The 10,644-nt window shown below is 64.5% G+C and carries 12 protein-coding genes; 9 read left to right on the top strand and 3 right to left on the bottom strand.

Annotated features, from left to right (window positions below; translation table 11 throughout):
* The first annotated feature begins 17 nt into the window (after window positions 1–17).
* Together gshB and L2Y97_RS16580 are read left to right on the top strand one after the other, a co-directional pair.
* The gene (gshB, locus tag L2Y97_RS16575) at window positions 18–959 is read left to right on the top strand and encodes a glutathione synthase (protein WP_247428745.1); all 942 of its coding nucleotides are present in this window, start codon (window positions 18–20) and stop codon (window positions 957–959) included.
* Entirely contained in the window at window positions 956–1,819 is an 864-nt protein-coding gene (locus tag L2Y97_RS16580; RefSeq protein ID WP_247428747.1) for an energy transducer TonB, read from the top strand. The genes gshB and L2Y97_RS16580 overlap by 4 nt, the downstream gene beginning before the upstream one ends.
* A 36-nt stretch (window positions 1,820–1,855) precedes the next feature.
* Here L2Y97_RS16580 and L2Y97_RS16585 read toward each other — a convergent pair whose 3' ends face one another.
* Complete coding sequence (locus L2Y97_RS16585) at window positions 1,856–2,185, bottom strand: hypothetical protein (protein ID WP_247428748.1); 330 nt, start codon at window positions 2,183–2,185, stop codon at window positions 1,856–1,858.
* A gap of 91 nt (window positions 2,186–2,276) precedes the next feature.
* Between L2Y97_RS16585 and L2Y97_RS16590 the strand changes: the two genes are divergently transcribed.
* From L2Y97_RS16590 to L2Y97_RS16610, 5 genes are all read left to right on the top strand, one after another.
* Window positions 2,277–2,843 carry a YqgE/AlgH family protein gene (locus tag L2Y97_RS16590; RefSeq protein WP_247428750.1) on the top strand — a complete coding sequence of 189 codons (567 nt, stop codon included), beginning with the start codon at window positions 2,277–2,279 and terminating at the stop codon, window positions 2,841–2,843.
* Between the two features lie 3 nt (window positions 2,844–2,846).
* The gene (ruvX, locus tag L2Y97_RS16595) at window positions 2,847–3,266 is read left to right on the top strand and encodes a Holliday junction resolvase RuvX (protein WP_247428752.1); all 420 of its coding nucleotides are present in this window, start codon (window positions 2,847–2,849) and stop codon (window positions 3,264–3,266) included.
* 35 nt (window positions 3,267–3,301) lie between these two features.
* Window positions 3,302–4,228, top strand: a complete 927-nt coding sequence (locus L2Y97_RS16600; RefSeq protein WP_247428754.1) for an aspartate carbamoyltransferase catalytic subunit — start codon at window positions 3,302–3,304, stop codon at window positions 4,226–4,228.
* A gap of 76 nt (window positions 4,229–4,304) precedes the next feature.
* Window positions 4,305–6,053 (top strand): hypothetical protein, encoded by a 1,749-nt coding sequence (locus L2Y97_RS16605; protein WP_247428756.1) that lies wholly within the window; start codon window positions 4,305–4,307, stop codon window positions 6,051–6,053.
* A gap of 288 nt (window positions 6,054–6,341) precedes the next feature.
* Window positions 6,342–6,707, top strand: coding sequence for a BON domain-containing protein (locus L2Y97_RS16610; RefSeq protein WP_247428758.1), 366 nt, complete (start codon window positions 6,342–6,344; stop codon window positions 6,705–6,707).
* An 84-nt stretch (window positions 6,708–6,791) separates the two neighbouring features.
* Here the strand turns inward: L2Y97_RS16610 and L2Y97_RS16615 are convergent, their stop codons facing one another.
* Both L2Y97_RS16615 and L2Y97_RS16620 read right to left on the bottom strand, forming a co-directional pair.
* On the bottom strand, window positions 6,792–7,955 hold the full coding sequence (locus tag L2Y97_RS16615) for a PilT/PilU family type 4a pilus ATPase (protein WP_247428760.1): 1,164 nt from the start codon (window positions 7,953–7,955) through the stop codon (window positions 6,792–6,794).
* A gap of 136 nt (window positions 7,956–8,091) precedes the next feature.
* Window positions 8,092–9,129 carry a type IV pilus twitching motility protein PilT gene (locus L2Y97_RS16620; RefSeq protein WP_247428762.1) on the bottom strand — a complete coding sequence of 346 codons (1,038 nt, stop codon included), beginning with the start codon at window positions 9,127–9,129 and terminating at the stop codon, window positions 8,092–8,094.
* Between the two features lie 117 nt (window positions 9,130–9,246).
* Here L2Y97_RS16620 and proC point away from each other — a divergent pair, with 117 nt between their 5' ends.
* On the top strand, window positions 9,247–10,071 hold the full coding sequence (gene proC, locus L2Y97_RS16625) for a pyrroline-5-carboxylate reductase (protein ID WP_247428764.1): 825 nt from the start codon (window positions 9,247–9,249) through the stop codon (window positions 10,069–10,071).
* Window positions 10,068–10,643, top strand: a complete 576-nt coding sequence (locus L2Y97_RS16630; RefSeq protein ID WP_247428766.1) for a YggT family protein — start codon at window positions 10,068–10,070, stop codon at window positions 10,641–10,643. The genes proC and L2Y97_RS16630 overlap by 4 nt, the downstream gene beginning before the upstream one ends.
* The last annotated feature ends 1 nt before the right edge of the window (window position 10,644 follow it).

Consider the following 10,644-nt stretch of genomic DNA (forward strand, 5'->3'; position numbering starts at 1 on the left):
CCCCGAAGGCCGCCTCCATGCCGCTCTCCGTCGCCGTCCTCATGGACCCGATCCGCGCGATCAAGATCGCCAAGGATTCTACCTTCGCGATGCTGCTGGAGGCCCAGCGCCGCGGTCACGCCCTGTTTTACATGGAAGAAGGCGACCTGGAGCTCAGGGGGGCGGACGCCTGGGCGCGCCTGCGGCCCCTCACCGTCAAGGATGACCCGAACGGCTGGTTCACCCTGGGCGAGCCCAGCTGGCGCCCGCTGGCCGAGATGGGCATCGTGCTCGCCCGCAAGGATCCGCCGGTGGATCCGCAGTTCATCTACGACACCATGGTGCTCGAGGCCGCCCAGAAGGCTGGCGTGAAGGTCGTGAACGACCCGCGCAGCCTGCGGGATTGCAACGAGAAGCTGTTCGCCCTGCAGTTCCCGCAGTGCACCACGCCCACCCTGGTCTCGCGCGACCGCAACCAGCTCAAGGCTTTCGTGGCCGAGCATGGCGAGGCCGTGCTGAAGCCGCTCGATGGCATGGGTGGCCGGGGCATCTTCCGGGTGAAGGCGGGCGACAGCAACCTGAACTCCATGCTGGAAACCCTGCTGGACGGCAACCACCACTTCACGATTGCCCAGAAGTACATCCCCGAGATCACCGCGGGTGACAAGCGCATCCTGCTGGTCGATGGTGAGCCGGTGCCCTACGCCCTGGCCCGCATCCCCCAGGGGGACGAATTCCGCGGGAACCTGGCCGCCGGCGGGCGTGGCGTCGGCGTACCCCTTTCGGAGCGCGATCGCTGGATCGCCGCCCAGGTCGGCCCGGAACTGGTTCGTCGCGGCCTCCGCTTCGTTGGCCTGGATGTGATCGGCGATTACCTGACCGAGATCAACGTCACATCTCCGACGTGCATCCGTGAGCTGGATGCCCAGTTCGGCATTAACATCGCCGGGCTGCTGTTCGACGCGATCGAGGCCCGATGACGACCCGTACCACCGGCGCCGACCTGATCGGCGCGACTTTGCTGTTTTCGCTGCTGCTGCACGGTGTCGTCATCCTCGGCGTCACGTTCCAGGCCGAAAAGCCCGCCCCCAGCGTCCCGACGTTGGATGTAACGCTCGTGGACGTCGCGAACCAGGAGCAACCCGACAAGGCCGATTTCCTTGCCCAGGCAAACAACTCGGGCGGCGGCGACCGAGACAAGGCCTCCCGCCCCTCCGAACGGGTGAGCGGCCCGTTGCCGACCCGCAATACGGGCGCGGCGCCCGAGGTGGAAGAAGCCCAGGCCCCTGCCCCGCGCGAGGCCACGCCGGACCAGGTACTGACGACCGCAGGCCAGACCGCGTTCCACGTCGATACCACGCAGGAGCAGACCGAGCAGAAGGAGCGGCCACTGCCCCCCTCGGAAAAAGAGATTCAGCGCAAGCTGGAAATGGCGAAACTGGCCGCCGAGGTCCGTGACGAATCCGAGGCGTACGCCAAGCGCCCCAAGAAGAAGTTCATCTCGTCGAACACGCGCGAATACGCCTACGCCGCTTACATGAAAGGCTGGGTGAACCGCGTGGAGCGTGTGGGTAACCTCAATTACCCGGATGAAGCTCGCCGCCAGGGCGTCTACGGTGAGCTCGTGCTCACGGTGGGCCTCAACCGCGATGGCTCGATCAAGAGCATCGACGTGATCAAGAGCTCGGGCCATAAGCTGCTCGACGATGCCGCGCAACGCATCGTTCGCCTCGCCGCACCCTTCCCCGGCCTGCCCAGGGACAGCAAGGAGAAGGTGGATGAGCTTTACATCACCCGCACGTGGCAGTTCCTGCCGGGTAACGTCCTGCGCAATTATTGATCGGCGTCATCGCACCATTGGCGCTGGCCGCGCGCTTCACGGTTTCGGCAGCAGCTGGTCCGCCTCGCTCACGTAAGCCTTCTCCGCCTTGCGGTCCCAAACGCACAATTCACGCCCTGGCGCGTTCTTCATGTGCTTCTGCGGGTAACGCCCGGCAAGCACCAGCGCGGTGACGGGCACGCGGTCGTCGTACTTCACCAGCCCACCGACCGGCCTTGCATCCTTCAGCCCGCTGGCCGCCACGCACGCCTGGGTTACCCGTTGGTCATAGTCCTTCCAGGCAGACGGCGCGGACGCATGCGCCGGGAGCACCGAAACGGCCACCAAAGCGAGCACAAAACCCTTAACAAACATCATCTTCGGCATGAGTTGCCTCCGTGTGAACCGGCGCACAAGGTACGCGCCCGGGCATGAACAATTCCGCACGGCCAGCGTCCGCTGCGGCTACAATGGAGCCATGAGTATCGCCAACACTTTCGCCGGCCAGTTCCTCATCGCGATGCCGTCCCTCGCGGAACCGCCGTTCGCACGTGGCGTCGCCTTCCTCTGCCAGCATGGCGAAGATGGCGCAGTAGGCCTGCTCATCAACCAGATTTCCGAATACCGCCTGGGCGATGTCCTCGCGCAGATGAAGCTGCCCTGCGAAGACATCGAGATCGCCGATCACCCGGTGCTCATCGGCGGCCCCGTGCAACAGGAGTGTGGGTTCGTCCTGCACCGGGAGCATGGCCACTGGGATTCCAGCTACCGCATCAACGACGACTGGTCGGTCACTACGTCGCGCGACATCCTGGTCGCGATGGCGCGGGGCGATGGCCCGCGACGCGCCGTCGTTACCCTTGGCTATGCCGGGTGGGAGGCTGGGCAGCTCGAGCAGGAAGTGATGGAGAACGCGTGGCTTACCACGCGTGCCGATGAGCACATCGTGTTCGACACGCCCATCGAAGAGCGCTGGTTTGCGGCCACGCGCAAGATGGGAGTGCGTGATCCCTCGCAGCTCGCCGGCTACGCCGGGCACGCCTGATCCATGAGCTGTCTGTTTGGTTTCGATGTCGGCACGAAAGTGGTCGGTGTGGCCGTGGGTAACCGGCTGACCGGTACCGCGCGCGCGCTCGCCGCCTTGCCGGTGCGCGATGGCACGCCAGACTGGCAGGCACTGGACACGCTCCGCCGTGAATGGCTGCCCAGCGAGCTCGTCGTCGGACTACCGCTCGATAACGACGGCAAGGAGCAACCGATGACGCGCACCGCGCGCCGGTTTGCCGAACAAATAGCAGAGCGTTACGGCATCACCGTGGCGTTCGCCGATGAACGCATGAGTTCGCAGGAAGCCGCCCGGCGTTTCGCGGCCGCGCGCGCTGCAGGCACCCGCAAGCGATCGGATGCAAAATCCATCGATGCCGAGGCCGCCGCGGTCATCCTTGAGTCATACCTGCTGCAACCGTAATCGATCGCCATCCACCGTTAAGCCTTGAGGACGTCATGTCAAACCGCCTTCGCCATCTGACCACCCTCGAGAACCTGCCGCGCGAGACCATCGAGCGCCTGCTCGACAAGGCCATCAGCCTTCGCGACCAGTGTGCGCACGGCACGCGCAAGTTGGATATCCTGGCCGGCCGCACCGTGCTGAACCTGTTTTTCGAGCCGTCGACGCGTACCCGCACATCGTTCGAACTGGCCGCCCGCCGCATGGGCGCCGATGTCATCAACTTCGATATCGGCCTCTCCTCCACGAGCAAGGGCGAGGAGCTGTTCGATACCCTGCACACGCTCGAGGCCATGCACCTGGACGCGATCATCGTCCGCCACAAGGTCTCCGGCACCCCGGAAGAGCTGGTGAAGCACGCCATGAGTGGCGTCTCCGTGGTCAATGCCGGCGACGGCAATCGCGCGCACCCGACCCAGGGCCTGCTCGATGCGCTGACCATCCGCAATCACCATCCGGATTTTCGTAAGCTCAAGGTCGCGATCTGCGGCGATGTACGCCATTCGCGCGTGGCCCGCTCCGATGTGCACGTGCTGACCGCGCTCGGCGCCAAGGACATCCGTATCGTCGGCCCTGCCCGCCTGCTCCCCGCGGAAGGGGAATTCAAGGGCGTCACCCTTCACGACGATTTCGACGAGGCGATCGAAGGCGTGGACGCGGTCATCATGTTGCGCCTGCAGAAGGAGCGCATGGAGGCCACGGACCTGCCCGATGAAACGGCCTATTTCGAGCGCTACGGCCTGGATACCCGGCGCCTTGCCCGCGCCGCCAGGGGTGCCCTGGTCATGCACCCGGGCCCGATCAATCGCGGGATCGAGATCGCGTCGGACGTGGCCGATGGCGCGCAGTCGCGCATCCTCGAGCAGGTCGGCAACGGGGTCTTCGTGCGCATGGCTGTGCTGTGCGAAGTGATGGGCCGGTGAATAACATGCTGGGACCCGCCGCGCCGCGCGTTCCGGCATAATGGTGGTTCCAAGGGACCAATCAACGGGATAAAGAATGCGACCGACGAAGCGACTCCTCGCGCTCGGCGTCGCCAGCGTGCTGCTGGCGGCCTGCGGCCACAAGGACAAGGATGCCCCGCTGGCTTTCGTACCGGCCGATACGCCGTACGTCGTGGCCAGCCTCGATAAGCTGGACGACAGCGCCTATGAGGCGGTGCTCGCCCAGCTGAACTATGAAGCCCCGGGCCAGGTCGCCCAGCTCAAGTCGTATGCCCAGGAGTTCGATGCCAAGGGCAATGCCGATGCCGCGCGCCTGCTGCGCGCCGTCGTGGCCGAACTGGACGGCAAGAATGCCGAAACCGTGCTGAAGAACGTCGGCGTCGACCTCAAGACGGGCTCGGCCGTGTACGGCGTGGGCCTCAGCCCGGTCGCCCGTGCGGCGCTCGCCGATCCGGCGGCATGGGATGCCTTCGTCGGCCGCCTTGAGACCGCCTACGGCAAGAAGCTGGACACCGCCGATGCCGGTGGCCAGGCCTACCGCCATGTCGCCCTGGGCGATAGCGGCACGCAGCTGATCATCGCCACGGTGGGCAAGAATGCCGTCGCCGCCCTGCTCCCGGCCGACGCCGCGCAGCCGCTTATCCGCCAGGCACTGGGCGTCGACCGCCCGGAGAAGAACCTGCAGGATGATGGCCGCCTCGCCGACCTGGCCAAGGACAAGGGTTATAAGGACTACGTGGTAGGCCAGGTGGATCTCACCCGCCTGCTGCCGCTCGTCGCCGCCGGCAAGGACCCGCTCTTTGCGAGCTTCCTCAAGCAGCAGTCGAAGAAGACGGGCGAACCGGCACCGCAGATCCCGGCCAGCTGCCAGGAAGAGGCTACCCGCGTCGCGGCTCGCGTACCGTCCTTCAGCTTCGGCTACACCAAGCTCGATCTTCACCACGTGGAACAGCGCGTGGACGTTGCCCTTGCCAGCGACATCACCAGCGCCTTCTCGGGCCTGAAGGTGGAACTGCCGGGCCTGGGCAACGATGCCACCGGCCCGTTCGATGCCAGCATCGCACTGCCGGTTGAGCAGATCCGTACGTTCTTCACGACGCAGTCGGAAGCCGTGGCCGCCAAGCCGTTCGCCTGCCCGGCCTTCGCCAGCCTCAACGATAGCTTCGCGAAGATGGGTTCGACCATGCAGCAGGCGGCGATCCCTCCGTTCGGCGATATCCGCGGCGTGCGTCTCGTCGTCGATTCGTACAAGCCGGGTGCACCGGGCGCTGCGATCCCGCAGATCACCGGCCGCGTCGTGCTTGCCACCCGCAACCCGGCGGGCCTGCTGGCGATGAGCCAGGCCGTGCTTGGCGGTGAGTTCAAGCTGGCGGCCGATGGCAAGCCGGTGGCGCTGCCTGCCAACCTGACGCAATCGCTGGGTATGCCCGGTTGGGCCGCGATGAACGGCCAGGCTATTGCGATTGGCCTGGGCGATGGCGAAGACAACAAGCTCGATGACGTGCTGATGGGTAGCACCGGCGATGCGGGCCGCCTCAGCCGCCTGCATCTGAATGGTGACATGTACCGCACGTGGGTCGATGTCATGTCGGATAAGGCGCAGCAGTACGCATCGGCCATGGCGGAAGCGGCCACGGCGGATGGTGCACCGGATTCGCAGGCCGCGGATACGGCGACGGCACAGCGTTCAAAGGCGCAGTTCGATGCGATGAAGGCACAGGCCGCACGCGTCGTGCAGGTGACCGGCGAAGCTCACATGGATGACAAGGGCCTCGTGATCTCCGGCGCCGTCGAATACAAATAAACACGGTAGGAGCGTGCTAGCACGCGAAAAGCCAACGAAGCGGTAACGCCGCACCCTTGGCGAAGCAAAAAAGGCCGCGATACCTCGCGGCCTTTTTTGTTGCGCGCGTTGCACGCGCTTTCACTGCCACGACAGGATGTGAAGACGTATTCGGCAAAGCTGAATCAATAGATTGAATGGGCACGAATCGTTCACGGATGCGCTGGTGATATGGCCACCGCGACAACGGCAGCCACAGCGCGTGGCGCCGGCGTCGTCCCACCACAGATCCGTAAAAAGGAGTTCCCCATGATGAACGCCAACATTCGCAAGGCCCTGTTCGCTGCCGCCCTCGTTGCCGGTCTCGGCACGGTCCCGTTTGCCTCGGCGTATGCCCAGGACTCCGCTGCGGCCGCCTCCAAGGGCGATAACCAGACGGTAGCCGGCAAGGCTGACGATACGTGGATTACCACCAAGGTGAAGAGCGAGTTCGCCGCCAACAAGAGTGTGAGTGCCACCGATATTTCGGTTAGCACCACGGAAGGCGTTGTGACCCTCACCGGCTCGGTCGCCACGGCAAAGGAAAAGAGCCACGCTGAAGCGATCGCCAAGAAGATCAAGGGCGTGAAGAGCGTGGATGCCAGCGGCCTCACGGTTTCGGCAGCCGCCAAGTAATACGCGCTGGGTAATACGCCCTGGCGTACGAAAAAGGGAGCCCTTCGGGCTCCCTTTTTTGTTCTCGTTGTAGGAGCGTGTCGCCTAGCGGTGCAGCATGCCGCCGAACGTGTTCTTGTCGTTGGCCTTGTCGATCTCAACGCCTTCCAGGCCCTGCGACAGCGTGTGGGCGTCGCCGCCCTGGGCCAGCTTGATGCGCAGGCGCACTTCGTTGGAGCTGTCGGCATGGCGCAGGGCATCTTCGTACGAGATTTCGCCCGCGTGGTAGAGCTCCACCAGGCTCTGGTCGAACGTGCGCATGCCAAGCTGGTTGGAATCGCGCATGAGCTCCTTGAGCTTGTGGATCTCGCCCTGACGGATGTAGTCCTGCGCGAGCGGCGTACCCAGCAGCACTTCGATCGCCACGCGACGTGCCTTACCGTCGGGCGTGGGAATGAGCTGCTGCGCCACGATGCCCTTCAGGTTCAGGGACAGATCCATGAACAGCGCGCTGCGACGGTCTTCCGGGAAGAAGTGCAGGATGCGGTCCAGCGCCTGGTTGGCATTGTTCGCATGCAGCGTGCAAAGGCACAGGTGGCCCGTTTCCGAAAAGTTGATGGCGTGCTCCATCGTCTCACGCGTACGCACTTCGCCGATCATGATGACATCTGGCGCCTGGCGCAGCGTGTTCTTCAGCGCGTTTTCCCAGTTATCGGTATCGATACCGAGCTCGCGCTGGGTGATGATGCAGCCTTCATGGCGATGCACGTATTCGATCGGGTCCTCGATCGTGATGATGTGACCCGTGGAATTCTGGTTGCGGTAGCCGATCATCGAGGCGAGCGACGTGGATTTACCGGTACCGGTACCACCCACGAAGATGATGATGCCGCGCTTGGTCATCGCCAGCTGCTTGATGATCGGCGGCAGGTTCAGCTCTTCCGGCGTGGGAATCTTTGATTCGATACGGCGCAGGACCATGCCCACGCAGTTGCGCTGGTAAAAGCACGAGACACGGAAGCGGCCGACGCCCGAGGCGCTGATCGCGAACTGGCACTCGTGGGTTTTTTCAAATTCCTCGCGCTGGGCCGGCGTCATCACGTTTAGCACCATGTCGCGCGATTGCTGCGCGGAGAGGGGGCTTTGCGTGATGGGCACGATACGGCCCTGCACCTTCATGGAGGGTGCGACGCCGGCGGTGATGAACAGGTCGGACGCCTGCTTGTGCACCATCAGCTTAAGAAAGGAGGTGAAATCGAACTCGCTCATGGCACGGCCCTGGTTAGTCGCCCCGGCTTTGCCGGGGCTGTGAAGCGTAAACCGTCAGTAACAGCCTACACCCCTTTCTCTTACGGTTTACAGCGGCTACGCCGCGACTTTCAGGCCCAACGGGCCGGCTAGCGCGTCAGCGGAACCCTTCCTTGTTCTTGGCGTACATGGCGCCTTCCTGGCGGGTGATGAGGCCACGTTTGACCAGGTCCGCCAGGTTCTGGTCCAGGGTCTGCATGCCGTACTGCTGGCCGGTCTGGATGGCCGAGTACATCTGGGCCACCTTGTCCTCGCGGATCAGGTTTCGGATGGCCGGAATGCCAACCATGATTTCGTGGGCCGCGATACGGCCGCCACCCACCTTCTTCAGCAGCGACTGCGAAATAACCGCGCGCAGCGATTCCGAAAGCATCGAGCGCACCATCGGCTTTTCGCCGGCAGGGAACACGTCGATAATGCGGTCGATGGTCTTGGCGGCCGAGGACGTATGCAGGGTGCCGAACACGAGATGGCCCGTTTCAGCGGCCGTGAGTGCCAGGCGGATGGTTTCAAGGTCGCGAAGCTCGCCGACCAGGATGTAGTCCGGATCTTCACGGAGCGCCGAGCGCAGCGCCTCGTTGAAGCCGTGTGTATCGCGGTGCACTTCGCGCTGGTTCACCAGGCACTTCTGCGAGGTGTGCACGAACTCGATCGGGTCCTCCACGGTGAGGAGGTGGCCGTACTCGTTCTTGTTGATGTGGTCGACCATCGCCGCCAGCGTCGTGGACTTACCCGAACCGGTGGGGCCGGTGACCAGGATGAGGCCCTGCGGCTGTTCAATGAGTTCACGGAAGATCTTGGGCGCGCCAAGGTCTTCCAGGGTGAGCACTTCGGACGGAATGGTACGGAACACGCCACCCGCGCCACGGTTGTGGTTAAAGGCGTTCACACGGAAGCGGGCCAGGCCGGGAATCTCGAACGAGAAATCGACCTCAAGGAATTCCTCATAGTCGCGGCGCTGCTTGTCCGACATGATGTCGTAGATCAGCGAATGGACCTGCTTGTGCTCCAGCGGCGGGATATTGATGCGCCGAACGTCGCCGTCCACGCGGATCATGGGCGGGAGGCCTGCGGAAAGATGCAGGTCGGAGGCCTTGTTCTTCACGGAGAAGGCAAGGAGTTCGGCGATATCCATTGGGGTCCCCTTTCTTTGTGGGCCAAAGGTAACCACCCCCGGGGGTCGGCGCAAGGCGGCACACCGTATATGCTTTACCGGTCTGTGAAAGTCGTCGCGAACGGAGCGAAAGAACCCATGAACCGGATCGCCTTTATCGGTGGCGGCAATATGGCCACGGCACTGGTCGCGGGGCTGGTCCGCCATGGCGCCCAACCCGGTGGCATTGCCGTGGCGGAACCCCGCGCCGAGGCCCTGCAGGAGCTGTCGCGCCAGTATGGCGTGGCTACCTATACCGATAATGCAGCCGCGGCCGAGGGCGCCTCCCTGTTGGTCCTTGCCGTTAAGCCGCAGCTGATGGCCGAGGTATGCCGGGGCCTGCGCACCGTGGTGCAGCAGTACCGGCCCGTAGTGGTCTCCATCGCGGCCGGCATTCGCATCGCCCAGATCGAGCGCTGGCTGGACGCGGCCCTGCCCGTGGTGCGCTGTATGCCGAATACGCCGGCCATGTTCAGCGCCGGCGCCACCGGGTTGTACGCCAATGCCCGCGTCAGCGCGCCGCAGCGCGCCGAGGCCCAGCACGTGCTGGATGCCGCCGGGCTGACCGTGTGGGTCCCCGAGGAAGAGCAGCTCGATATCGTCACCGCCCTCTCCGGCTCGGGCCCGGCGTACTTCTTCCTGATGGTGGAAGCCCTGGAAAACGCTGCCGTGGCCCAGGGCCTCGATCGCGAAACGGCACGGGCCCTTGCCGCGCAGACCGCACTGGGTGCCGGCCGCATGCTGATGGAAAGCGGCGACGACGCGGCCACCCTGCGCCAGAAAGTCACCTCACCCAAGGGCACCACCCAGGCGGCGCTGGATAGCTTCCAGGCCGACCACTTCCCTGCCGTCGTCGGGCGTGCGGTCGACGCCGCCCGCCGTCGTGGCGTGGAACTCTCCGAACAGATGGAAACGAACTCGTGAATTACCTTACCAACGCGGGCGGCCTGCTGCTCAATGTCATCTTTGGTGCCCTCGTCGCCCTGTTTGTCCTGCGCTTGCTGGCGGAGGCGAACCGCGCCGACTTCAACAACCCCATCTGCCAGTTCCTCTACCGCCTGACCAACCCCGTCGTGCGGCCGCTGCGCAAGGCCCTGCCGAGCGTGCGCCGGGTGAACCTGGCGGCCCTGGTGATCGCGCTGGTCATCGAGTGCGTGAAGGTCTTGCTCATCGTGCTGCTGGCTGGCCTGCCCGTGTCGGTGCTGGGCATCCTGGTGATGGGCCTCGCCGAACTGCTCGATTTCTTCCTGCTCACATGGATCGTGGTGGTGTTTGTCTGGTCGTTGATGAGCATGCTTTCCACCGACCGCTACCACCCCGTCGCGCGTTTCGTTACCGCGCTGGCCGAGCCGCTGGTCCGGCCACTGCGTGGGCGCATGACCATCGGCGGCCTGGATTTCTCGCCGACGATCGTGTTGCTCGGGCTGTTCCTCGCGCGCATCCTGATTGCCCAGCCGCTGCAGGACCTCGGCGGGCGCCTGCTGGTTGGCATGTAAC

The organism is Luteibacter aegosomatissinici (assembly GCF_023078495.1).
Lineage (GTDB): Bacteria > Pseudomonadota > Gammaproteobacteria > Xanthomonadales > Rhodanobacteraceae > Luteibacter > Luteibacter aegosomatissinici.

Excerpts from the sequence above, each read along its gene's own strand:
- L2Y97_RS16585 (WP_247428748.1), bottom strand. The coding sequence starts at position 2,185 with ATGCCGAAGATGATGTTTGTTAAGGGTTTTGTGCTCGCTTTGGTGGCC.
- L2Y97_RS16605 (WP_247428756.1), top strand. The coding sequence starts at position 4,305 with ATGCGACCGACGAAGCGACTCCTCGCGCTCGGCGTCGCCAGCGTGCTG.
- L2Y97_RS16610 (WP_247428758.1), top strand. The coding sequence starts at position 6,342 with ATGATGAACGCCAACATTCGCAAGGCCCTGTTCGCTGCCGCCCTCGTT.
- L2Y97_RS16620 (WP_247428762.1), bottom strand. The coding sequence starts at position 9,129 with ATGGATATCGCCGAACTCCTTGCCTTCTCCGTGAAGAACAAGGCCTCC.
- ruvX (WP_247428752.1), top strand. The coding sequence starts at position 2,847 with ATGAGCTGTCTGTTTGGTTTCGATGTCGGCACGAAAGTGGTCGGTGTG.
- gshB (WP_247428745.1), top strand. The coding sequence starts at position 18 with ATGCCGCTCTCCGTCGCCGTCCTCATGGACCCGATCCGCGCGATCAAG.
- L2Y97_RS16580 (WP_247428747.1), top strand. The coding sequence starts at position 956 with ATGACGACCCGTACCACCGGCGCCGACCTGATCGGCGCGACTTTGCTG.
- L2Y97_RS16615 (WP_247428760.1), bottom strand. The coding sequence starts at position 7,955 with ATGAGCGAGTTCGATTTCACCTCCTTTCTTAAGCTGATGGTGCACAAG.
- L2Y97_RS16590 (WP_247428750.1), top strand. The coding sequence starts at position 2,277 with ATGAGTATCGCCAACACTTTCGCCGGCCAGTTCCTCATCGCGATGCCG.
- proC (WP_247428764.1), top strand. The coding sequence starts at position 9,247 with ATGAACCGGATCGCCTTTATCGGTGGCGGCAATATGGCCACGGCACTG.
- L2Y97_RS16600 (WP_247428754.1), top strand. The coding sequence starts at position 3,302 with ATGTCAAACCGCCTTCGCCATCTGACCACCCTCGAGAACCTGCCGCGC.